This window comes from Pseudoalteromonas sp. D15MCD-2 (assembly GCF_038562745.1).
GTDB lineage: Bacteria > Pseudomonadota > Gammaproteobacteria > Enterobacterales > Alteromonadaceae > Pseudoalteromonas.
Window position 1 is genome coordinate 231,953 of record NZ_JBCFQE010000001.1, and the last position, 23,507, is coordinate 255,459.

24 protein-coding genes are annotated in these 23,507 nt (G+C 42.3%); 20 read left to right on the forward strand and 4 right to left on the reverse strand.

Translation table 11 applies throughout. The annotated features are described in order from the left end of the window. Nucleotides 1-99 precede the first annotated feature (99 nt). From lexA to AADY36_RS00995, 5 genes are all read left to right on the forward strand, one after another. Nucleotides 100-717 carry a transcriptional repressor LexA gene (lexA, locus tag AADY36_RS00975; RefSeq protein ID WP_054554457.1) on the forward strand — a complete coding sequence of 206 codons (618 nt, stop codon included), beginning with the start codon at nt 100-102 and terminating at the stop codon, nt 715-717. Between the two features lie 437 nt (nt 718-1,154). Next, a complete protein-coding gene (gene coxB / locus AADY36_RS00980; RefSeq protein ID WP_138601005.1) occupies nt 1,155-2,297 on the forward strand; it encodes a cytochrome c oxidase subunit II in 1,143 nt (380 codons plus the stop codon). Then, the gene (gene ctaD, locus AADY36_RS00985; RefSeq protein WP_054554455.1) at nt 2,297-3,892 is read left to right on the forward strand and encodes a cytochrome c oxidase subunit I; all 1,596 of its coding nucleotides are present in this window, start codon (nt 2,297-2,299) and stop codon (nt 3,890-3,892) included. Before coxB ends, ctaD begins: the two co-directional genes overlap by 1 nt. Then, a complete protein-coding gene (locus tag AADY36_RS00990) occupies nt 3,892-4,422 on the forward strand; it encodes a cytochrome c oxidase assembly protein (protein WP_054554454.1) in 531 nt (176 codons plus the stop codon). The genes ctaD and AADY36_RS00990 overlap by 1 nt, the downstream gene beginning before the upstream one ends. 37 nt (nt 4,423-4,459) lie before the next feature. After that, nucleotides 4,460-5,335, forward strand: coding sequence for a cytochrome c oxidase subunit 3 (locus AADY36_RS00995; RefSeq protein ID WP_239962331.1), 876 nt, complete (start codon nt 4,460-4,462; stop codon nt 5,333-5,335). Here the strand turns inward: AADY36_RS00995 and AADY36_RS01000 are convergent. Continuing rightward, a complete protein-coding gene (locus AADY36_RS01000) occupies nt 5,235-5,546 on the reverse strand; it encodes a DUF2909 domain-containing protein (protein ID WP_338127919.1) in 312 nt (103 codons plus the stop codon). The two genes, AADY36_RS00995 and AADY36_RS01000, sit on opposite strands and share 101 nt — an antisense overlap. A gap of 14 nt (nt 5,547-5,560) precedes the next feature. On the opposite strand from AADY36_RS01000, the gene AADY36_RS01005 reads away from it, so the two are divergent. The 13 genes from AADY36_RS01005 to AADY36_RS01065 all read left to right on the forward strand — a co-directional run bounded on the left by AADY36_RS01005 (nt 5,561) and on the right by AADY36_RS01065 (nt 17,618). Then, entirely contained in the window at nt 5,561-6,310 is a 750-nt protein-coding gene (locus AADY36_RS01005; protein ID WP_239962333.1) for an SURF1 family protein, read from the forward strand. Next, a complete protein-coding gene (locus tag AADY36_RS01010; protein ID WP_055198604.1) occupies nt 6,291-6,785 on the forward strand; it encodes a hypothetical protein in 495 nt (164 codons plus the stop codon). Before AADY36_RS01005 ends, AADY36_RS01010 begins: the two co-directional genes overlap by 20 nt. Before the next feature lie 20 nt (nt 6,786-6,805). After that, nucleotides 6,806-7,795 carry a COX15/CtaA family protein gene (locus AADY36_RS01015; protein ID WP_055020533.1) on the forward strand — a complete coding sequence of 330 codons (990 nt, stop codon included), beginning with the start codon at nt 6,806-6,808 and terminating at the stop codon, nt 7,793-7,795. 9 nt (nt 7,796-7,804) lie between these two features. Beyond that, a complete protein-coding gene (cyoE, locus tag AADY36_RS01020; RefSeq protein WP_342408397.1) occupies nt 7,805-8,713 on the forward strand; it encodes a heme o synthase in 909 nt (302 codons plus the stop codon). Continuing rightward, a complete protein-coding gene (locus tag AADY36_RS01025) occupies nt 8,710-9,327 on the forward strand; it encodes an SCO family protein (protein ID WP_239962335.1) in 618 nt (205 codons plus the stop codon). Before cyoE ends, AADY36_RS01025 begins: the two co-directional genes overlap by 4 nt. A 169-nt stretch (nt 9,328-9,496) precedes the next feature. Further along, entirely contained in the window at nt 9,497-9,769 is a 273-nt protein-coding gene (locus tag AADY36_RS01030) for an STAS domain-containing protein (protein ID WP_054562871.1), read from the forward strand. A gap of 9 nt (nt 9,770-9,778) precedes the next feature. Next, nucleotides 9,779-10,141, forward strand: coding sequence for a response regulator (locus AADY36_RS01035; protein WP_054562870.1), 363 nt, complete (start codon nt 9,779-9,781; stop codon nt 10,139-10,141). A 15-nt stretch (nt 10,142-10,156) separates the two neighbouring features. Then, nucleotides 10,157-12,238, forward strand: a complete 2,082-nt coding sequence (locus AADY36_RS01040) for a chemotaxis protein CheA (RefSeq protein ID WP_342408398.1) — start codon at nt 10,157-10,159, stop codon at nt 12,236-12,238. Further along, nucleotides 12,235-12,720 (forward strand): chemotaxis protein CheW, encoded by a 486-nt coding sequence (locus AADY36_RS01045; RefSeq protein WP_054562868.1) that lies wholly within the window; start codon nt 12,235-12,237, stop codon nt 12,718-12,720. Before AADY36_RS01040 ends, AADY36_RS01045 begins: the two co-directional genes overlap by 4 nt. A 29-nt stretch (nt 12,721-12,749) precedes the next feature. Further along, nucleotides 12,750-15,077 (forward strand): methyl-accepting chemotaxis protein, encoded by a 2,328-nt coding sequence (locus AADY36_RS01050; RefSeq protein WP_239962337.1) that lies wholly within the window; start codon nt 12,750-12,752, stop codon nt 15,075-15,077. Nucleotides 15,078-15,142: 65 nt separating this feature from the next. Next, on the forward strand, nt 15,143-15,961 hold the full coding sequence (locus AADY36_RS01055; RefSeq protein ID WP_054562866.1) for a CheR family methyltransferase: 819 nt from the start codon (nt 15,143-15,145) through the stop codon (nt 15,959-15,961). Next, nucleotides 15,958-16,575, forward strand: coding sequence for a chemoreceptor glutamine deamidase CheD (gene cheD, locus AADY36_RS01060; protein WP_054562865.1), 618 nt, complete (start codon nt 15,958-15,960; stop codon nt 16,573-16,575). Before AADY36_RS01055 ends, cheD begins: the two co-directional genes overlap by 4 nt. Before the next feature lie 8 nt (nt 16,576-16,583). Beyond that, nucleotides 16,584-17,618 (forward strand): protein-glutamate methylesterase/protein-glutamine glutaminase, encoded by a 1,035-nt coding sequence (locus tag AADY36_RS01065; RefSeq protein ID WP_055020528.1) that lies wholly within the window; start codon nt 16,584-16,586, stop codon nt 17,616-17,618. On the opposite strand, the gene AADY36_RS01070 is transcribed toward AADY36_RS01065, so the two are convergent. After that, nucleotides 17,605-18,636: a polysaccharide deacetylase family protein gene (locus tag AADY36_RS01070; protein WP_342408399.1), complete on the reverse strand. Its 1,032-nt coding sequence runs from the start codon at nt 18,634-18,636 to the stop codon at nt 17,605-17,607. The two genes, AADY36_RS01065 and AADY36_RS01070, sit on opposite strands and share 14 nt — an antisense overlap. Here AADY36_RS01070 and dinF point away from each other — a divergent pair. Continuing rightward, entirely contained in the window at nt 18,613-19,947 is a 1,335-nt protein-coding gene (gene dinF / locus AADY36_RS01075; protein WP_239962341.1) for an MATE family efflux transporter DinF, read from the forward strand. The genes AADY36_RS01070 and dinF overlap by 24 nt on opposite strands. A 1-nt stretch (nt 19,948) precedes the next feature. On the opposite strand, the gene AADY36_RS01080 is transcribed toward dinF, so the two are convergent. Further along, nucleotides 19,949-20,218, reverse strand: a complete 270-nt coding sequence (locus tag AADY36_RS01080) for a hypothetical protein (protein ID WP_054562862.1) — start codon at nt 20,216-20,218, stop codon at nt 19,949-19,951. Between the two features lie 14 nt (nt 20,219-20,232). Further along, nucleotides 20,233-20,808, reverse strand: a complete 576-nt coding sequence (gene nfuA, locus AADY36_RS01085; protein WP_054554437.1) for a Fe-S biogenesis protein NfuA — start codon at nt 20,806-20,808, stop codon at nt 20,233-20,235. A gap of 144 nt (nt 20,809-20,952) precedes the next feature. Between nfuA and AADY36_RS01090 the strand changes: the two genes are divergently transcribed. After that, nucleotides 20,953-23,505 carry a M14 metallopeptidase family protein gene (locus AADY36_RS01090; protein ID WP_342408400.1) on the forward strand — a complete coding sequence of 851 codons (2,553 nt, stop codon included), beginning with the start codon at nt 20,953-20,955 and terminating at the stop codon, nt 23,503-23,505. Nucleotides 23,506-23,507: the final 2 nt, after the last annotated feature.

Genomic DNA, 23,507 nt, shown 5'->3' on the forward strand with positions numbered 1-23,507 from the left:
GTTAGTTTTGTAGCAATATGATGGGGTTAATTTAAATTTGCGATTTTCAAATAACTGTATATACTCACAGTTAAATGTACTGTATGGAAAACCAGTTGTATGCGCCCATTAACTAAACGCCAATCGCAAATTTTAGAACTAATTAAAGTCTTTATTAAAGATACAGGCATGCCACCTACGCGTGCTGAAATAGCTCAAACATTGGGTTTTAAAAGTGCCAACGCTGCTGAAGAACACCTAAAAGCACTGGCAAAAAAAGGCATGATCAAAATGAAGCCTGGGGCGAGTCGCGGTATTCAGTTAATTGAAGAAGATGAGCCAGAGCAGTTAGGCTTACCTTTAATTGGCCGTGTTGCAGCTGGTGAACCTATTTTGGCTCAAGAGCATGTTGAAAGTCACTGCCAAGTTGATCCTTCATTATTTAAACCTGCTGCCGATTTCTTACTGCGTGTAAATGGTATGAGTATGAAAGACATTGGTATTATGGATGGCGATTTGCTTGCAGTACACAGAACACAAGTTGCTGAAAACGGGCAAGTAGTTGTAGCTCGAGTCGATGAAGATGTAACAGTTAAGCGTCTAGAAAAAGCGGGTCGCAAAGTACTTTTACACGCTGAGAACGAAGAGTTTTCGCCTATTGAGGTTGATCTTGAGCATGAGTCGTTCAACATCGAGGGGTTAGCGGTAGGTGTTATTCGTAACGCTGACTGGATGTAAGCGTTCCCAATTTGGTGCATCAAATTGACTCAATTTGGTGCGCCGCTGAAATTTTACTACTTAATTAGGATTTGTGAATCCTTACTCTTCATTTAAAGCCTTATATGGCGCAGTTTTCCTCTCTTTTTATATTTCGTTCTTACTCCTAAACATTAAATAACGCGCTGATTATAGTTGTTATTTCTGCACCAAAATAAACATTTATTATCATTAAAACTTGCTTATTGGTCATTTTTTAACTAATTGGTTAATACACTGTATTAACACCTAATTAATAAAAAGACACAAAAATGTGCGAGGTGTTAGTCAAGGGGTCGGTATCATAAGTGGGTCAAAATGATACGTAGTCGCTCTGAACAATAAGAAAAACGAATGGGCACCTTGTTGTATCGCCTTTTCGCTTTGCGTCTTGCAATAGCATCTAAAGGAGCCGTCACATGGGTAAACTGCGTTACGCCTTGTGGCTTATATTGTTTGCACTTCCTGAGCTTGCATTGGCAAATAGCCAATACAATATGCGTAAAGGGGTGACCGATATAAGTAATAATGTTTATGAGTTACACATGACGATATTTATTATCTGCTGTGTAATCGGCATCATCGTATTTGCGGTGATGTTTTGGGCTTTAATACACCACCGTAAATCCAAAGGGGCCAAGCCTGCCCAATTTCATGAAAGTACAAAAGTTGAAATACTTTGGACTGCCATTCCATTTGTCATCTTAATCGCCATGGCTGTGCCTGCCACAAAAACCTTAATTGCCATGGAAGATGCTTCTAAAGCCGATATCACCATTAAAGTGACTGGCTCACAATGGAAGTGGCATTACGAGTACATGGGTGAAGACATTGCTTATTACTCGATTCTATCTACTCCTAAAGATCAAATAGACAACCAAGCAGAGAAAACTGAGCATTATTTGCTTGAAGTAGATAAACCGCTAGTACTTCCTATCAATAAAAAAGTTCGCTTTTTAATGACCTCAGACGATGTAATTCATTCATGGTGGGTGCCTGATTTTGCGGTTAAAAAAGATGCAAATCCTGGGTTTATCAATGAAGCGTGGACACGTATTAACGAGCCAGGAGTATACCGTGGTCAATGTGCTGAGTTATGCGGTAAAGATCATGGCTTTATGCCTGTTGTGGTGAAAGCCTTACCTGAAGATGAATTTGCTAATTGGCTTGCAGATGCCAAGCAAGAAAAAGCCAATGCGGCCGCAGCGGATGCTGCTTTGCTTGATCAAACATTACCGAAAGAAGAGCTTATGACCTTGGGTGAGCAAGTCTACATGGCTAGTTGTGCTGCATGCCACCAACCTACCGGTATGGGCCTACCTGGCGTATTTCCAGCACTTAAAGGCAGCCCGATTGTATTAGGTGATGTAAAAGATCACATAGATATCGTGTTACACGGTAAGCCTGGCACAGCAATGCAAGCGTTTGATAAACAGCTTTCAATTAAGCAACTTGCTGCGGTTATTACTTATAAGCGAAACGCGTGGGGTAATGATACCGGCGATGTTATCCAACCGAGTCAAATTCAAGCCGCGATTGATGCAGCAGCGGAGGCGAACTAATGAGTAATGTTATTAACGAGCAAGCAACTGGGCATGCGCATCACGACCATCATCATCCAGCTAAAGGTTTTAAGCGCTGGCTATACACTACCAACCATAAAGACATTGGTAGTTTATACCTGATTTTTTCTCTAACTATGTTTTTAATAGGTGGAGCCATGGCAATGGTGATCCGCGCTGAACTCTTTCAGCCTGGATTACAGCTAGTTGACCCGCACTTTTTTAACCAAATGACTACCGTACATGGTTTGATCATGGTGTTTGGTGCCGTTATGCCCGCATTTACTGGGCTTGCAAACTGGATGGTACCTATGATGATAGGCGCGCCTGATATGGCCTTACCACGTATGAATAACTGGAGCTTTTGGATATTGCCGTTTGCATTTTTAATCCTATTGGCTTCGTTACTTATGCCTGGTGGTGGTCCTGCGTTTGGTTGGACTTTTTACGCACCACTATCAACAACTTACAGTAACGATAACACTGCACTTTTTGTGTTTGCCGTACATATCATGGGTATCAGCTCAATTATGGGGGCGATTAACGTTATCGTGACTATCGTCAACTTAAGAGCGCCAGGTATGACGTGGATGAAGCTGCCGCTATTTGTTTGGACATGGTTAATCACTGCATTTTTGTTAATTGCTGTTATGCCTGTCCTAGCAGGGGCAGTCACTATGGTGTTGACCGATAAATACTTCGCAACCAGCTTTTTTGATGCAGCCGGTGGGGGCGACCCTGTGATGTTCCAGCACATTTTCTGGTTCTTCGGTCACCCCGAAGTGTACATCATGATTTTGCCGGCCTTTGGCATTATATCGACTATCGTACCGACCTTCTCGCGCAAAAAGCTATTTGGCTATGCGTCTATGGTGTATGCAACTTCATCGATTGCGCTGCTAAGTTTTATCGTTTGGGCACACCATATGTTTACCACAGGGATGCCTGTTGCAGGCGAGTTGTTTTTCATGTACGCCACCATGCTTATCTCGGTACCAACGGGCGTTAAAGTGTTTAACTGGGTGGCCACCATGTGGCGCGGTTCGATTAGCTTCGAAATTCCGATGATGTTTGCCATCGCCTTTATTGTGTTATTCACCTTAGGTGGTTTCTCTGGCTTGATGCTTGCGATTACACCGGCAGATTTTCAGTATCACGATACCTATTTTGTGGTGGCTCACTTCCATTATGTGCTTGTGACAGGGGCTGTGTTCTCAATTATGGCGGGAGCCTATTATTGGCTACCGAAATGGACCGGCAACATGTACAACGAAACGCTGGCGAAATGGCATTTTTGGTTATCGCTAATCAGTGTCAACGTGTTGTTCTTCCCTATGCACTTTGTTGGCCTTGCTGGTATGCCGCGTCGTATTCCTGACTATGCTCTGCAATTCGCTGACTTTAACGCCATTATCAGTATTGGTGGTTTTGCATTTGGCTTATCGCAACTGTTGTTTGTATTGGTGGTATTTAAATGTGCTCGAGGTGGCGAAAAGGCACCTGCCAAAGTATGGGATGGAGCTGAAGGTTTAGAGTGGGAAGTCGATTCTCCAGCGCCTTATCACACCTTTGAAACACCGCCGGAGATTAAGTAATGAACCATGCACCTTTGCTAAAAAAACTGCTGATTACATGCTTGCTCATGTTCGCATTTGCTTTTGCAATGGTGCCGCTTTACGACGTGTTTTGCGACGTTACAGGGTTGAATGGTAAGCCATCATTAGAAAAAGCGAGCGCGAGTGAATCAATAAATACACAGCGCCAAGTTGATGTCAGCTTTACCACTCACGCCCAAAGCGGCGCGCCATTTAAGGTGCAGTCTGAGCAATACAGCGTGGCGGTACAACCTGGTGCCATGCGTGAAGTTAAATTCTCAGCAAAGAACACCAGTAATGAAGACAAAGTCATGCAAGCAATTCCATCAGTATCACCGGGTAAAGCGGCAAAGTACTTACATAAAATCGCCTGTTTTTGCTTTGATCAGCAGCCAATGAAAGCCGGTGAAGAAATGGAATTTACCTTGTTGTTTTATGTTGATACTGAGTTACCCGACGATGTTGAGGAACTGACGTTGTCGTATACCGTGTTTGATATTAGCGGGCATGTTGTGGCTAAAAACGATTAAAAGCCGCCAAGCTAATTGCTAATTGGGAGCAAACAAAATGAATCAAAATTATGAAAAATACTATGTTCCAGCCGAGAGTCCTTGGCCAATAGTTGGTGCCATCGCGATGTTTTTAATTGCTGTTGGTGCTGGCTTAACTGTGATGCAAGTAAGTGGTGAGGGTAGTAGTGGCCAGTATGTCTTGTATCTAGGCATTGCCATATTAATTTATATGGTTTTTAGCTGGTTTAGAAACGTTATTGAAGAGTCTCATAAAGGACTTTACTCAGCACAAATGGACCGCTCATTCAGACAAGGTATGAGCTGGTTCATATTCTCTGAGGTTATGTTCTTTATGGCGTTTTTTGGCGCTCTTTTTTACGCACGTATGATTTCGGTGCCTTGGCTCGGTGGCGCTGGTAATAACGCTATGACCAATGAAGTGCTCTGGCCAACCTTTGAAGCAGTATGGCCGCTATTATCTACGCCAGCGGGCGAGACCACACAGGCTATGGGCTGGCAAGGTCTACCATTGATCAACACGCTTATTCTGCTTACCTCATCGGTCACAATTCACTTTGCTCATGTTGCGATAGAAAACAATAAGCGCGGCGCTCTAAAGGTATTTTTATCTTTAACCGTGCTATTAGGTGTGATTTTCCTTGGCTTACAAGTTTACGAGTATATGCATGCTTACCAAGACTTAGGTTTGACCTTAGATGCGGGCGTTTATGGGAATACCTTCTTCTTGTTAACTGGCTTTCACGGTATGCACGTGACATTAGGCACCATTATTTTATTTGTGGTGCTACTTAGAATTTTTAAAGGCCACTTCACGAGTGAAAAGCACTTTGCCTTTCAAGCTGCTGCTTGGTATTGGCACTTTGTTGATGTGGTGTGGTTGTGTTTATTTGTATTTGTGTACGTGCTGTAGCTTTGTGAAGCGGCGACGGGTTGGTGTGAATAAAGCCTAATTTCATTGCGGCAATGATGAGCACCAGCACAATACCTGAAAACAGCACTCGACGACCTAAGTAATGCGACATGGGTTTCGAGTGCTCTTTTGCTGACATCATCACAAACAGCGCTCTAAATAGGTTGAACAGAATATAAAGTAATAACAAAACAATAATGATTTTAATCATATTAGGTATTCCAAATGCAGTTAATTTTATGGCGTAAACAAAAGCTTAGCTCAATTATCGCAATTTGCGTTGTGATACTTGCAGTGCTTATTTGTATACGACTAAGCGTTTGGCAATACCAGCGAGGCGAGCAAAAACAGCAGCAACTAAGTCAGTTAGCCGTTTCGAAAGAGCAAGGCGTTTTGAGCTGGCAAGAACTGCAAAATTTACCTAGTGAGCTGAATAAAACGGGCCTGCAAGTCAAGGTCACTGGCGAGGTAAATAAACAACATTACTGGCTGCTTGATAATCAAATTTATCAGGGGCAAGTGGGCTATGACTTACTAGTAGCGATGACAATTGCAGATGAAAGCGTGCCTTTAATCGTTAACTTTGGTTGGCTAAAAGCTCCAACAAACCGTAGCCAGTTGCCAACCGTTGTGTGGCCAGAATCAACAAGCTTTACGGCTACTGTGCAATTGAAACAAGGCAACTTACAAGGCTTCACACTTGCCGATGAGATTGGTGCAGAGCAAGGCTGGCCTAAGCGTATTCAAGGCATCGACTTAGCAATTTTTAGTGCTCAATTAGCAAAGCCCTTACAAGGCTTTATTGGTTATCGCAATGAAGCAGATGGTATTGCAACCCCGCATTACCAGAGTGTCGTGATGGGGCCAGATAAACATTACGCCTATGCCGTGCAGTGGTTATTAATCGGCTTAGCGTGTGTTGTTATTGCTTATTTTGCGATGAGAAGGAGAGGTTATGAAAATAAACCCGCTTAGTTTATTCGTTTTATGCTGTTTTGTGCCGCTGGCACTTGCTTATGCAGCATTAAAGCTTGAGTGGTTACCGAGTGGTTCGAGTAATCATGGTGAGCTTTTAAGCGAAGAAGTTAAATTAGCTGATTGGCAACAAGGCGATCCTAAACAATGGACAATTGCGCTTAATTATCCAAAAGAGTGCAGTGAAGTTTGTGCAAACCAATTAGCCAGTCTAGATAACCTATATGTCGCTTTAGGTAAAAATCAGCAAAAAGTGGATGTGGCGGTACTGACAAATCAACAGCAGGTATCGGCAAGTTGGCGTCAATTAGCAGTAAGTCCTGCGCTCAAAGCGGGAGACTTATACTTGGTTGATCACATGGGCTTAGTGGTTTTGCATTACCCCTACACGGCTGAGCCAGAACAAAACAGACTGATTCAAAAAGGCTTACTTAAAGACTTAAAGAAACTACTTAACTATGCGCGTTCAAGTTAAACCTCATTAAGGGGATAAAGATGTATAAAAATTATAAATATTTAGTCTTAATTACGGTTTTCTTCTCTATCTTAGTTGTTGGGCTTGGTGCTTATACACGGCTGAGTGATGCTGGGCTTGGCTGTCCTGACTGGCCTGGGTGCTATGGATTTTTAACTGTGCCAAAACATGAAACTGCTCTGTTACATGTTGAACAAAACTACCCTGATATGATGTTTGAAGCAGCAAAAGCATGGAAAGAAATGATCCATCGCTATTTTGCCGGTGCCCTTGGTTTACTTATTTTAGCCTTGTTTGTTTTTGCCTGGTTAAAACGCCAATATCCAAATACGCCGGTTAAACTGCCATTAGCACTATTATTATTGGTGGTATTCCAAGCCGTATTGGGTATGTGGACTGTCACTATGAACCTACAGCCTTTGGTTGTTATGGGGCATTTGCTCGGCGGTTTTAGTATCTTGTCGTTGCTGTTTTTATTGTATCTACGTTTAAAGACCGACCCTGTTGCTAGCAGTGATAGCGGCGCAAAGCCATATTACCGGTTAGCGCTGGTGGGCTTGGTGGTGCTAATACTGCAAATTGCATTGGGTGGCTGGCTTGCAGCAAATTACGCCGCTCCGCATTGTAATGGCTTACCGCTGTGTAGCTACGGACAACCGTTTTCTTTGAAGAGTGTGTTTCAGCTACCGCTTGAGCACAGCACCTATGAATATGGTGTGTTATCGCAGCAGGCGCGTATGTCTATTCATCTGCTACACCGTATTTGGGCGCTGGTTACTTGTGTGGTGTTAGCGCTGATCATGTGGCGCATATACTCACGCTGTTACTCTCGAAAAATTAAGCACTGCACAGTCACTGTATTAATCGCTTTGTTGTGCCAAATCTGTTTAGGCCTAGCTGTTGTGCACTGGCACTTCCCATTAAGTGTAGCGCTTGCGCACAACCTAATGGCCGCATTGTTACTGCTTAGCATGGTAAGACTATGCTTCCACTTAAAAATAAGAACCTAGGAGGCTGTGATGGCATTATTACTAAGCTCAGAAAAATCATTATTTATTCAAAGCTCAGAGTTACTTAAAGATTACTTAGCTATCAGTAAATTTAAAGTAGTTGCCATGCTTGTACTAACTGCTTGGGTTGGTTTGGCATTGGCTCCCGATGTTGGGCGAGGGGTATTTGTGCAGCTTGCAAGTTTGCTAGGTATTGGCTTGCTGTCGGCTGCTGCTGCCGTGATCAATCATGTTGTTGATAGTGAAATCGACAGCAAAATGGCACGTACGCGTCATCGTCCTGTGGCAAAAGGTCGGCTCAGTAAACAACATGCTTTGAGCTTTGCTGCAACTATAGGAATACTAGGTTTTGTTATGCTTATGGTATGGGCGAATACGCTCACCGCCATTCTTACTTTGTTTGCGCTTGTCGGCTATGCCTTTATTTACACCTCATTTTTAAAGCGTGCCACACCGCAAAATATTGTTATTGGTGGTTTGGCAGGTGCTATGCCGCCGTTGCTGGGGTGGGTATCTGAAACAGGCCATATGGCTGCAGCTCCTTGGCTGTTAGTGATGATTATATTTACTTGGACTCCCCCGCATTTTTGGGCCTTGGCGATTGCACGTAAAAGTGATTACGAGCGGGCAAAAATTCCTATGTTGCCTGTTACTCACGGTATCGAATTTTGTAAAACTTGCGTTGTTGGCTACAGCATTTTGCTTGCTTTGGTATGTGTGCTGCCTTATTTAATTGGCATGTCAGGGCTAATTTACTTATTAGGTGCAAGCGTTTTAAACGCGATATTCATTTATAAAGCGTTAAAACTAAAAATTGCCCCAAAAGAGGATACAGCAATGGACTTATTTCGTTTTTCAATCGTGCATTTAATGCTACTCTTTATCGCCTTATTCATTGATAAATGGTTAGTTTTATGACGCGAATCGTCGCTTTTTTATGTTTCAGTGCGGTATTGTTTGTAACCGGTTGTGGTAAAAACAACAGCGCACCTGAAGTCGAAGCACTGGTTTATGAGCAGGCAAAGCCGATTAGTCCGTTTTTATTAACCGATCAACATGGTGCGCCCGCTGATAACAGCCAGTTTATGGGGCATTGGAATTTGGTCTTTTTAGGCTATACCAGTTGCCCTGATATATGTCCAATGACACTGGCGAAGTTAACTGCAGTGCAAAAGCAGCTAAGCCAAGATTACAAAGTGCAGGTATGGTTTGTTGCCGTAGATCCAAAACGTGATACAACCGAAAAGCGCAAAGCCTACATTGATTACTTCAATCCCGATTTTCTTGCTGTGTCAGGTCCGCACAAGCAACTTTTTCCATTTGTTAGAGAGCTTGGCTTAATTTACGCAATTAACGATAGTGATGAGCAAGAGTATGCCGTTGATCATAGCGCGTCGGTAGTGATGGTTGATGGCGATGGCTCGGTACGTGCGATTTTTAAGCCTGAATTTAAACAAGGCAGCGTGCCATTAATAAACGCCACAACTTTGACTGAAGAGTTCAAAAAAATAGCAGATTATTACGCAAAGTAAACTTTCTTGGTTAAGGGAGTCATTTTCCGCAAAAGAAAAGCTTCCTTTTTTGATATAAATGTCTAAGCTACTAAAAAATTTTACTATTTTTTGATTCAAATTATGGCATTTTTATTTAGTCAGTCTAAGCTTTTGTTATGAATTGTTTAAAGCAGGGAAGGTATAAGTAATGTTAAAGCTCCCTACAGAATTAGCTATTAGTCAGGTCGAAACACTCCATCAAGATTTGCTCCAAGAGTTGTCAGCAAATGATGATATCTGTTTGGATATCAGTGAAGTGACCCGTGCTGACACAGCATCAATTCAGCTTTTATGTGCATTACAGAAGCATTTGCTTTCGGTGCAACACAAAATTATTTGGGTTGGCGAGAGTAAGCCGTTGCAACAGGCAATTAATAGTTTGGGCTTAAGCCATTATCTTGTGCTTGAGAATGCCAATTAAGAGGTTTTTATGAAAAGAATTTTAGCAGTAGACGATTCTGCATCTATGCGCCAAATGGTTGGTTTTACGCTTAAAAAAGCTGGCTTTGATGTGACAGAAGCGAAAGACGGCAGCGAAGCTTTAAATATCGCAAAACAACAAGGCTTTGATGCTGTTATTTCTGATGTGAATATGCCGGTAATGGATGGTATTACCCTTATTCGTGAATTACGTAGCTTACCTAATTATAAGTTCACACCTTTACTGATGCTGACCACAGAGTCGGGTCTTGATAAAAAGTCTGAAGGTAAAGCTGCTGGTGCAACTGGTTGGATTGTTAAGCCATTTAATCCTGAGCAATTGTTAGCGGTATTGAAAAAAGTGATTCGCTAATAATAGGAGCGGGGCATGAGTATAGATCTAAGCCAATTTTTTGAAGTATTCTTCGAAGAAAGCTTCGAAGGGCTCGACGCTATGGAGGCTGAGTTATTAAACTTAGTGCCTGGCGAAGAAGACTTAGAGACCATAAATACAATTTTTCGCGCTGCGCATTCAATAAAAGGAGGCAGCGGTACCTTTGGTTTTAGTGCTGTTGCAGACTTTACTCATGTTCTCGAAACGCTGTTAGATCAAATTCGTGAAGGTTCACGAGATCTTACTGCTGAGCATGTTAATTTACTTTTAAAATCAGTTGACTGTTTACGGGCTTTACTCAGAACTTTACAAGCTGAGCAGCAGCCAGATCTAACTGAAGCTGATGAATTGCGTATTAAATTTGAAGAAATTCTTGGTATGCGTGCTGCAAGTAAAGCACCAGAGCCAACGCAAGAAGCTGTTAGCGAAAGCAGCTTTAACACCTATCAAATCGATTTCAAACCACACCATCATTTATTTAAAACCGGTAATGAACCACTGTACATGATCAGTGAGTTGGCTGAGCTAGGTGAGCTTGAAACACAAGCCTTTCAAGATGATGTGCCTGATATTACTAACCTTGCCCCTGAAGATTGCTTCTTGTCGTGGCGCTTTTTCTTAACTACAGACAAAGAACAAAGCTGCATCGAAGAAATTTTCGAATGGGTTGAAGATGACGCTGATATCACCATCACGCTATGCGGTGGTTTGTTTGGTGATGAAGAGATAACAGCAGCTGAGACTGTTACTGAAGATGTAGCGCCAGCGCAAGAGGTTGAGCCTGCAGCAGTTAAACCAGCTACAGATCCTAAAAAGCCAGCGCCAGTTAAAGCAACCACAGCCAATGCAGAATCAACCTCAATTAGGGTTGGTATCGACAAAGTTGATTCATTGATCAACATGGTGGGTGAATTAGTGATTACCCAAGCGATGTTAAGTCAATTGGGTGAGCAAGAGATCACTGAAGCAACTATAGCCTCATTACAAGAGGGCTTAGCACAACTGGCACATAATACCCGTGACTTACAAGAAAATGTCATGCGTATTCGCATGTTGCCTATCAGCTTTGTGTTTAGTCGCTTTCCTCGCTTAGTACGCGATATCTCGCAAAAGCTTGATAAACAAGTTGAGCTTAAATTACTTGGTGAACAAACCGAACTAGATAAAACGGTGATGGAGAAACTTTCTGACCCCATGGTGCATCTAGTGAGAAACTCCCTAGATCATGGTTTAGAAACCGTTGATAAACGTGTTGCAGCGGGTAAAGACCCTGTTGGTACTGTAACGCTCAATGCGTTTCATCAAGGCGGTAATATCGTTATCGAAATTATGGATGATGGTCAGGGCCTTAATACCACTAAAATTCGTGAAAAGGCGATTAAAAATGGCCTAATTTCAGAAACTGATGAGTTGTCTGATAACGAAATCAACGAGCTTATTTTCTTACCAGGATTTTCTACAGCCGATCAAGTCAGCGACTTATCAGGTCGTGGCGTTGGTATGGATGTAGTAAGGCGCAATATTGAAGCGCTCAGCGGCTCTGTTGAAGTGGCTTCTGCACCGGGAGTGGGTTCGACATTTACAATTCGCCTACCGCTAACGCTGGCTATTTTAGATGGGCAGTTAGTCCGGATTGCTGAACATACTTATATTATCCCACTGATTTCGATTATTGAGTCATTGCAAATCGATATTAGTAAAGTGAGTCGGGTAGGCAAAGACTTAGATGTGCTGCGCTTACGTGACGAATATATTCCAATCTTAAGGCTCTACAACATTTTTAATCATAAAGGGGCGATTGAAACGCTTGATAAAACTTTATTGGTTGTTGTTGAAAGTGATAATCAAAAAGTAGGCCTATTAGTAGATGATTTATTATCGCAACAGCAAGTAGTAATTAAAAGCTTAGAGGCAAACTATCAAAAAGTTGATGGTGTCTCAGGAGCAACAATTTTAGGTGATGGTCGTGTTTCTTTGATTGTTGATATTAGTGGTTTGATTAAATTATCTGGGCTTAAAAAGCCTGGGAGCCAAGAATTGATTATTGAATCAAAAGCGAATTTGGAGGCGTCATGATTGCACAGCACGACGACCTGCATAACAAGCTAAACCTTGAACAAGATCAAGATGTAAAACAGTTTTTAACCTTCTTCATGGCTGAAGAAGAGTACGGTGTTGATATTTTAACGGTGCAAGAAATTCGCAGTTGGGAAGAAATTACGGTGATCCCTAATTCACCGGATTTCGTCAAAGGGGTTATCAACCTGCGTGGCACCATTGTGCCGATTATTGATTTAAGGCTTCGTTTTGGTATTTCAGCCATCGAATACGGGCCGTTAACCGTTGTAATTGTTCTAAAAGTACAGCTTGAAAATACATGTAAAATTATGGGCATCGCCGTTGATGCCGTCTCGGATGTCTATAGCATTGCTGAGCATGAAGCGAAGGCAGTGCCACATTTGTCTGACTCAGACAACGCGCAATTTGTTGCGGGTTTAGTCAATGTGGGTGAGAAAATGGTCGCATTACTTGACCTACAAAAAACAATGGACATTTAACTGGGTAGATTAACAAGAAGGTGAAGGGTATGGGATGGTTTAGCAGTCCTAAAAATGTTGAGTCGGAAAATGATTTAGTTATTGCGGCACTTAGAAAGTCGCAAGCGATGATAGAGTTTCAACCGTCGGGGCAGATCATAACTGCCAATGCTAATTTCTTAAACACCATGGGTTACCGACTCGAAGAAATCCAAGGGCAACACCACTCTATGTTTGTTGCTGAAAAAGAGTCGCAAAGCCCAGAATATCAACAGTTTTGGCAGCGATTACGCAGCGGTGAGTTTTTCACTGATGAATTTAAGCGTGTCGGTAAAAATGGCAAACAAGTTTGGATCCAAGGCACCTATAACCCAATTATTGACAGCAATGGTAATGTCACTAAAGTCATCAAATTTGCTACAGACATCACACCGCAAAAAGAACTTGAACGTCAGTCAAAACGTGATGCTGACTTATCAAATGCACTGCGTGTTTGCCAAGCTAATGTGATGATTGCCGATAACGATCTAAAAATTATCTTTGTTAATGAGCAAGTAAAGCAAATGCTGCAAGCTCGCGAATCAACGTTACAAACTGTGCTACCGAGCTTTTCAGTTGCTAACCTAGTTGGAACCTGCGTTGATGATTTTCATAAACAACCGTCACATCAACGTGAGCTGCTAAAAACCCTATCTGAACCATACAAAACCACATTACGTTTGGCGGGGCTTATTTTTAGCTTGATTGCGACACCTTGGGTAAGCGCTTCGGGTAAGCGTTTAGGGACTATTGTTGAGTGGCAAGATATTACTGATAGCGTAAATAAAGCTGAAGCGGAAAAGCGTGCAGCAGAAGAAAATCTTCGTGTCCGACGCGCGTTAGACCGTGTGGCAACCAATACCATGATTGCAGATTCTGGTAACAACATCATTTACATGAACGAAGCCGTTCTGAACATGATGAAAATTGCTGAAAGTGATTTACGTAAAGACTTACCTAATTTCAATAGTAATAATCTAGTGGGTCAAAATATTGATGTGTTCCATAAGAATCCAGCACATCAACGTAACATGCTTGCTAAGTTAAGTGATACTTACAGCACTGAAATTCAAGTCGGCGGCCGTACTTTTGGTTTGGTCGCAAACCCTATTTTCACGCCAGAAAACGAACGTATTGGTACGGTTGTTGAGTGGGAAGACAGAACTGCTGAAGTCGCTATTGAAAAAGAAATTGCGGGTCTGGTTGCTGCTGCGGGGAGTGGTGACTTAGAAGCCCGTGTTGAAGAAGCGGGTAAACAAGGTTTCTTCTTACGTCTAGCGCAGGGCTTAAATAGCCTAGTTAGTATTGTTGATGATGCAGTAAAAGACACAGGCAATATGCTTGATGCTATGGCGAACGGTGACTTATCAAAACGTATTGAGCAAGACTACCAAGGTTCATTCGATAAGCTAAAACGTGATGCAAATGCCACAGCTGATAAGCTTACTGAAGTGATTAATCGCATTAATACTTCGGCAACGCTGGTTGCTAGTGGTGCAGAAGAAATCTCGCAAGGTAATGCTGATTTAAGTCAACGTACTGAAGAGCAGGCTTCATCACTTGAAGAAACAGCATCAAGCATGGAAGAGATGACCAGTACGGTTCGTCAAAATGCTGATAATGCTAAAGAAGTAAATGAACTTGCTGAAGAAACACGTACTAAAGCACAAAAAGGTGGTGAAGTTGTAAATCGTGCTGTAATCAGTATGTCAGCAATTAATGAATCAAGTAAGAAGATTGCAGACATCATCAGTGTCATTGATGAAATTGCTTTCCAAACAAATCTACTTGCGCTTAATGCCGCTGTCGAAGCAGCACGAGCAGGTGAGCAAGGCCGTGGTTTCGCGGTTGTTGCTGGTGAGGTTCGTAACTTAGCGCAACGTTCAGCTGCTGCTGCAAAAGAAATCAAAGAATTGATCCGAGACAGTGTTGGAAAAGTTGAAGATGGTACATTACTAGTTAATGAATCGGGTTCAACATTACAAGAAATTGTTACGGCGGTGCAAAGAGTTACAGCAATGATTTCTGATATTGCCCAAGCTTCTGAAGAGCAAAGCTCTGGTATTGAGCAGGTCAATAAAGCCATTGCCCAAATGGATGAAATGACCCAGCAAAATGCAGCACTAGTTGAAGAAGCCTCTGCCGCGGGTGAATCAATGGCAGAGCAAGCGAATGATATGCGCCGCTTGTTAAACTTCTTCTCGTTATCGAATAACGAGATGGATATTACAAGCCGTGCAAGTTCAGCGCCTGCAGCTAAACAGCCAAGCTCACCAGTGCGTTCGGCACCTAAAGGTAATAACTTTGTTGACCCTAGTGATGAGTGGGAAGAGTTTTAAAACTCTTCCCAATTAAATTCTAACTAGTTAATTGCATCTAATGTTACAGCTGCAGGGTCAAGCACATGAAAGAGTTTTTACTAACGGATAGTGACTTTAAAGCTATTTCGTCACAAGTGTACGATGCTTGCGGCATTGTTTTAGCTGAGCATAAGCGCGAGATGGTTTACTCGCGCTTAGCAAGGCGTATTCGCCAACATAAGCTTAAGAACTTTAAAGAATATTTAGACTTTCTTGAAGAGAATAAAGAACAAGAGTTTAGTGAGTTTATTAATGCTATAACTACTAATCTGACTTCTTTCTTTCGTGAGCCACATCACTTTAGTTATCTAAAAAATACCATAGTCCCCAAACTGCTGATTAGTAATGCTAAACAAAAGCGTGTAAGGGTGTGGTCTGCTGGCTGCTCGACCGGCGAAGAGCCTTATACCATTGCTATGACCTTAAGCAGTCTATTTCCATCTGATTGGGATGTGAAAATCCTAGCTACTGACTTAGACTCAAATGTGCTCGCTAAAGCACAGGCTGGCACCTATACCGCTGCCAATGTGAATGGTTTAGACAAAAGCCAACTTAAGCGCTGGTTTCTAAAAAGCCATGACGGTCAGTTATATAAAGTAAAACCCGAACTACAAAAAAATATTTTCTTTAAACGTCTAAACTTATTACAGAGCTGGCCTATGAAAGGGCCGTTTGATGTTATTTTTTGTCGCAATGTAGTTATCTACTTCGATAAGCCGACGAAAGATACTCTATTTAAACGTTATTACGATTTGTTGACCAATTCAGGTCATTTATTCTTGGGGCATTCCGAAACACTGGGTAAGGACCACAAAGAGTTTAAGAATTTAGGCCAAACTATCTATCAAAAAGGTGGTCTATGAGTAGTCATTTTAAACCTGTATTGTCTGGTTTTGAGCACGTTAAACGGTTTTGGGATGGCAAGCGCCATAAAGTGGTTGCTAAAGTATTACCAGGCGAATTTTATGTGTCTAAGTCTGATGAATTGATCACAACTGTGTTAGGGTCGTGTATTGCTGCATGTATTTACGATGAAGGCTTAGGTATTGGTGGTATGAATCATTTTATGCTGCCGGCGGAAAAAGGCGTTGATCCGAGTAACGCACACAGTCTTAATTGCCGTTATGGTAACTGGGCAATGGAATACTTGATCAATGAAATCCTAAAAAATGGTGCTTCTAGACGCAACCTCAAAGTAAAGCTGTTTGGCGGCGGGAAAATAATCCGCTCAATGACAGATATTGGTGTTGGCAACATTCGTTTTGCAAATGCCTATGTACTTGAGGAAGGTTTAGATTTAGTATCCCATGATGTTGGCGGGCCTTGGCCACGTAAGGTGATGTTTGATCCACAAACAGGCAAGGCGCAGGTTAAGAAAATGCGTGAATTGCATTCTGATAAGCTTGAAAAACGTGAAATTAAATACTTACACGATATTGAGCAGCAAGATGCAGAAACGGATATTGAATTATTTTAGGAGAGCAAATGATCAAAGTACTCATAGTTGATGATTCTGCTTTGATCCGTGGTTTACTCAAGGAAGTGCTCGAGCAAGCGCAAGACATTCAGGTCGTTGGCGCGGCAGAAGACCCTTATCAAGCCCGAGATTTAATTAAGCGCCTTAATCCCGATGTCTTAACGCTTGATATCGAAATGCCGAAAATGGATGGGTTAAGTTTTTTAAAAAACTTGATGCGCCTTCGTCCTATGCCAGTTGTGATGATTTCTACACTGACTCAAAAAGGCTCACCAATCACACTGGAAGCCCTCGAAATTGGTGCTGTTGACTTTATTGCTAAGCCAACAATCAATGTCACTGAAAATCTGCAGCGTTATGCCCATTTATTACATCAAAAAGTGCGTACTGCAGCTGGCGCTAGAGTGCGAGCTTTTAAAGAAACAAAAGTTGAAGACGACAGCTCTTTAACAGCATTGCAATTTAAGGCAAACAGCGTGCTTGCAATTGGCGCTTCAACAGGCGGCACAGAAGCAATTAAAGAAGTGCTCGTGCGTATGCCAGAAAGCTGCCCACCGATTGTTATTACACAGCATATCCCTCCAGTATTTAGTACCTCGTTTGCAATGCGCATGGATAGAACGTGTAAAATCAACGTTAAAGAAGCTGAGCATGGCGATAAGCTACAATCAGGCTGGGCGTATATTGCACCGGGCGATCAGCATTTGAGTGTAGTAAAAAAAGCAGGCGGCTTGTTTTGTCAGCTTGATTCAAGTGAGCTGGTTAATCGCCATCGTCCAGCGGTTGATGTGCTATTTAACTCCTTAGTCGTGGCTTGCCCTAAAGCGACGGTAGCTGCGTTATTGACCGGTATGGGCAGCGATGGCGCAAAAGGCATGCTTGCATTAAATCAAGCTGGGGCTTACACCATAGCACAGGATGAATTGTCGTCAGTGGTATGGGGCATGCCTAAAGCCGCAGTAGAGCTTAATGCGGCTAATGAAGTGGTTCGCCTTGATAAGGTTGCAGCGCAAATGCTAAAACAAGCTGCTAAGGTACAATAACCCAAGGTTGAGAGAACCAGTAGTAACTGCCTTTTTTCGCGATAGAAGGGGCTGTGCAGTTAAAGCGAGAGCGGCCTTTTTTCAGTTTTTCAGGTGAGGTGATCTTCACCGTATCTTTACTAAGCCAAGTTAAGTCTGCTTGGCCAATCCCAGAGACATAACAAGCAAACTGACTTTTATGAAAGTCCTGCATATCAAATTGAATGCTTATACTTGGTGGGTTTTCGTTTGTAACGCTATCTGAATAGCTGAGCTGTTTGATTGCGAATGCTTGAGAGTCGAGTTTAGTGGCAAGCGTATCAAGCTTTGAATAAAAGCCCGATGCCGGAAAGCGTGGTAATCGGGTAAAGTCAGAATGGATACCTACAGCACCCGAATGTTGACCTATACCAACAAAGCCTAGCGATTTTACTAATTGTTGCAATGAATTATTAAATTCACCATAAGGGTAAGCAAGGTATTTAAAATCGTGGCCAATTTCTTCTTTAATGCGTTGCTGGGCAGATAAAATATCTTTTTTAGTACGTGCAAGCCATGCTTCTTCACTCTCGCCATGCTGTTTGCGATGCAAGTAATTATGAACTTGTGTGTGGTTACTAATTAAGGCGCCTTTATTAGATAGCTCCTTTAACTGCTGCCATGTCATTACATAGCTTTTGCCTTCATCAATTAGTTTGGGATTTACGAAAATAGTATACGGATAGCCAAACTTCTCTAAGATAGGCGCTGCTTCTTCATAGTTATTTTTGTAGCCATCGTCGAAGGTAATCGCGACAGTTTTATCTGTTAGCGGTTGGCCTGCTTGTAACGAGGTGATGAGTTCATCTAGTGGAATAACGTTGAAGTTATTATCTTTTAAATATTGCATATGTTCAGTGAATGTTTCGCTACTGACACTGGTTACCGCAGGAAGGCTTTCACTGACGTGGTGATACTGTAGAATGACTGCGCCATGGGCACGCAAAGATAAACCTAACAGGACTGCAATTACTAAATGAAACATTTTCTTAAACGTCATAAGGCACACCATAAAAGTTTACTGTTATTAGCCGGTCCGATGATTTTATCAAATATTACCGTGCCAATGTTAGGTTTAGTTGATACAGCTGTAATCGGCCACTTAGGAAGCGCTCACTATTTAGCTGGTATAGCGCTTGGCTCAGCAGTTATCTCGTTATTATTTTGGCTAGCAGGCTTTTTGCGCATGAGCACCACAGGATTAGTTGCACAGGCCTATGGTAAAAGCGATCACACCTTACTTGCTGAGCTATTAAAGCGCAGCTTGTTACTAGCAACAGCAGTTGCGCTGTTATTAATAGCGCTGAGTATACCTATTCAATCCTTAATGGCATATTTATCAAATGCTAATGAAGCTGTTTTAGAACAAGCAAATAGCTATTTTTCGATTCGTATTTTTAGTGCACCCGCTGCTTTGTGTAACTTGGTTTTACTTGGTTGGATGCTAGGTGTTCATTATGGCCGCGGGCCATTCTATTTATTACTTATCACCAATATAACCAATATTGTGCTTGATATTTATTTTGTGGTGTTTCTTGATTGGGGTGTGGCTGGAGCTGCGTGGGCATCTTTAATCGCTGATTATATCGCCCTTGCTTTTGCACTGATGTTAGTTGTACAGCTCGCTAAAAAGCAAGGTGTTAACCTTGCCGTGAAAGCCTGGTTAAGTGTTGCTAAGTTACTTGATTTAGTAAGCTTAAATCGCGATATTTTTATTCGCTCATTAGCACTCCAGCTATGTTTTAGCTTTATGACTTTTTATGGCGCACGTATCGGAGAAACAACCTTAGCGGCTAATGCCGTGTTACTAAACTTTTTAATGTTGGTGAGCTTTGCGCTTGATGGTATTGCTTATGCGAGTGAGGCAAAGGTCGGTAAAGCGAAAGGTGAGCACAGCGCTAAGCAGATTAAGTTATGGGTTAATTTGAGCTTGTTTTGGGGTGGGTTATTTGCGGTGTTTTATAGCCTTATATTTTTATTATTTGGCGAGGCAATTATTCGCTTACTTACCGATGTGCCCGAAGTTATCAGCCTTGCAACGGTTTATCTTCCTTGGGTGATTATATTGCCTATCGCGGCGATGGGCTGCTTTTTATTTGATGGCGTATTTGTCGGTTTAACCCGTGCTAAAGACATGCGTAATACTATGCTATTTAGTGCTCTAGTGGGCTTTTTTGGACTGTTTTGGGTAGTGAGTAGCTGGCAAAATCATGGTTTATGGTTTGCGATGACCAGCTTTATGCTAATGCGGGGGTTAACGTTGTGGTTTCGCTACCGTAAAATTATCAATAATCAGCAATTATTAGATTAAATTACTTCCACAAATCAGGGTCGTGATTTTTGGGAGACGAGCGCTCTAAAACTTGCGCAAAACGGTTGGCAAAAATACCTAAGTAGCCCCAACCAGCAAAGAATAAAGCCACTGCTAGTATGGCTAGGCCAATTAATTGAAACAGTGCGGGTCCATAGTAACCTATGGCAATAAAAATCACGGCTAGCACAAACAGTGCTAGGCCGCGAAGAAAGCGTTTTAAGCTTAACTTGGGGTCGCTGCCTAAGCGAAATACCCATTTTTTAAGCATGCTTAATATACCGGTTAGTAGTAAGAGTGCTCACCAGATTGGTGATCAGTAATGTCTCTTACACCGTTGATTTCGTCAAACTTGGCGATCATTTCTTTCTCGATGCCTTCTTTTAGTGTGACGTCAATCATTGAACAACCGTTACAGCCACCGCCAAATTGTAGTACCGCGATACCGTCAGCAGTAATTTCTACTAGGCTAACTTGGCCGCCGTGGTTAGCGAGCTGTGGATTCACTTCGGTTTCAAGCATGTGTTGAACACGTTCTTGCAGTGATGCATCGTCGCTAAGTTTACGTGCTTTCGCATTTGGCGCTTTAAGCGTTAACTGAGTACCCATTTTGTCAGTTACAAAATCGATTTCAGCTTCTTCTAAGAAAGGGGCGCTTTCTGCATCAACAACGGCATCAAAACCATTGAATGGTAGACGAATATCAGTCGCTTCAACGGCGTCTTCTGGGCAGTAAGAAACACCACACTCAGCCTGCGAAGTACCTGGGTTTACTACAAACACACGAATGTTTGTTTGTTCAGCTTGGTCTGCTAAAAGTTTAGCAAAATGAGATTGTGCAGATTCAGAAATAGAGATCATAAAACGGACTATACTTGACTAAATTACTCGGATACTGTGTATCATACTCCGCTCATCGTGTTGTCGCCAGTGTTGAGCGTAAAAAGTTGCATCTATTTTATCGAATGGTAGCGTTAAAACATCAAATAATTACGGGTGCTATCTATGCGTTTCATAATAACAATATTAACCATGCTAGTGAGCGTCAGCGCATTAGCAAAACCTCTTTCTTATTACTTTGAACAAGATGTGAAATTTGACCCAAGTATTCCGACTCCTGAGCAGGTATTAGGCTACGAGGTGGGTGAGTGGCATGTACGTCACGATCAACTTGTGCAATATATGCAAATTCTTGCTGAAAAAAGTGACCGAATGAATTTTAAAGTAATCGGTCGCACTCATGAGCAGCGTCCACTGGTGATGCTAACGGTTACAGCGTCCGACAAACTTGGCCAAGTTGAGCAAATCCGCAAGGCGCATTTGGCTCGCCTAAATGGTGGGGCAAGTGACTCAAGCAAGCAGCCAGCGGTTGTTTGGATGGGTTACAGTGTTCACGGTAATGAATCATCAGGCAGCAACGCATCGCTTCTCGTTGCGTATTACCTTGCAGCCGCACAGGGGCCAGAAATCGATGCCTTACTTAACAACACGGTTATTTTACTCGACCCATCATTAAATCCTGATGGCTTAGCGCGTTTTGCAAATTGGGCAAACAGCAACCGTGGCATGAAGTTATCATCAGATCCACAAACTCGCGAGCATATCGAAAGTTGGCCAAGTAGCCGTACTAACCATTACTTGTTTGATTTAAACCGTGACTGGTTGTTACTGCAACACCCTGAATCACGTGCACGTATTGCACAGTTTCACCAATGGAAGCCGAATATCCTAACTGACTTCCATGAGATGGGCCCAAACAGCACTTACTTTTTCCAACCAGGGATCCCAACTCGTAAGCACCCAATCACGCCAGAAGAAAATGTCACGCTGACTAAAGCCATTGCAAACTATCATGCAAAGACACTTGATGAGCACAATGCACTTTACTTCACTGAAGAAAGCTTTGATGACTTTTACTATGGGAAAGGCTCAACTTACCCAGACGTAAATGGCGGTGTAGGCATCTTATTTGAACAAGCGAGCTCGCGTGGTCACTTACAAGAAACTATTAACGGCCCGTTAAGCTTCCCGTTTACGATTAAAAATCAGTTATTAACTAGCTTATCGACGTTCCAAGCGGCGATTGATAACCGTACAGACTTACTTGATTATCAAGCAAAATTTTACAACAAAGCAGTTGATCTTGCTGGTGATGAAGACTTTAAAGGGTATGTAGTTAAAGGCGGCGCTGATCAAAGTCGCATGCAATACTTCCTTGATTTACTTAGACAACATCAAATCAATGCGTACATGTTAGAAGAGCCGTTAAAAGTAAACGGTCAAAGCTTTTCTGAGCAGAGCTATTATGTACCATTAGCACAGCCACAATTTCGTTTAATTAAAGCGATTTTCAGTGAGCAACAGCGTTTTGTTGATAATACGTTTTATGATGTGTCTGGCTGGACACTTGCTCATGCCTTTAATTTAGAATTTGCAAAAGTAAGCAGCAACTGGGGCTTAAATGTGGCAAAAATGCCTTGGCAGCAAAGTGTTAAGTCAAGCTTTGCAGCATTACCGCAAAGCTATGCCTATGCATTTAAATGGGATGATTACCTAGCGCCAAAAATGCTTAATAGCTTGCTTGAACAAGGTGTGAAAGCACGCGTGGCATTAAGCCCACTTACAGCAAAAACGCCATCAGGTGAAATAGCTTTTGAACCAGGTAGTATTCTTGTTCCTGCTGGTCTGCAAACTGATAGCAACTGGGTTAGTTATTTAAACCAAGCACAGAATGAGTTTGGCATTGAAATTACGCCAATTAGTTCGGGCTTAACGGTTAAAGGTGCTGATTTAGGTTCTCGTGCAATGGCGGTTGTGAAAGCGCCTAAAGTATTACTCGTGGGTGGTCAAGGAACTAGCCAGTATGAGCTTGGTGAAGTGTGGTATTACTTAGATCGTTTTGTTGGCACTGCGCCAAGCATTATCGAAATGGAGCGCTTAGGTAACATCGACCTTGAGAACTACAGCCATATTATTTTAGCGCACGGAAATTTCAATCGCCTTGATGATGCGACTAAAGTGGCTATTAAGTCGTGGGTTCGTAAAGGCGGTGTTATTTGGGGTCACAAAGGTGGTGCTAAGTTCTTAGCTGATCAGCAGCTACTAAAAGCAAACTACTTATCTCGTCGCGATGTAGCCAGTGCCTTTGATACAACAGGACTTACTTATGCTGATAAAGATGACTTAGCTGGTCGTCAGCGTATTGCCGGTGCAATTTTTAATACCTCTGTGGATTTATCTCATCCACTTACGTATTCGCTGAACCGTAATACATTACCAGTATTTAAGAATAGCACTTGGCTACTTGAGAAATCAGACTCACCTTTTGTTAATGTGCTTACTTACACAGATAAGCCGCTTTTAGCTGGCTTTACTGATGACGTAAATGTAGAGCAAGTAGCGGGCGCGGCAGGGCTCATTGCGCATTCATATGGCAAAGGCAGTGTGATAGGCATGACAGATAACCCAGTATTCCGTGGTTACTGGTACGGCACGAGTCGATTACTAAGCAATGCCTTATTTTTTGGTAATGCCTTTCATGCCTCTGGTGATAAATAATC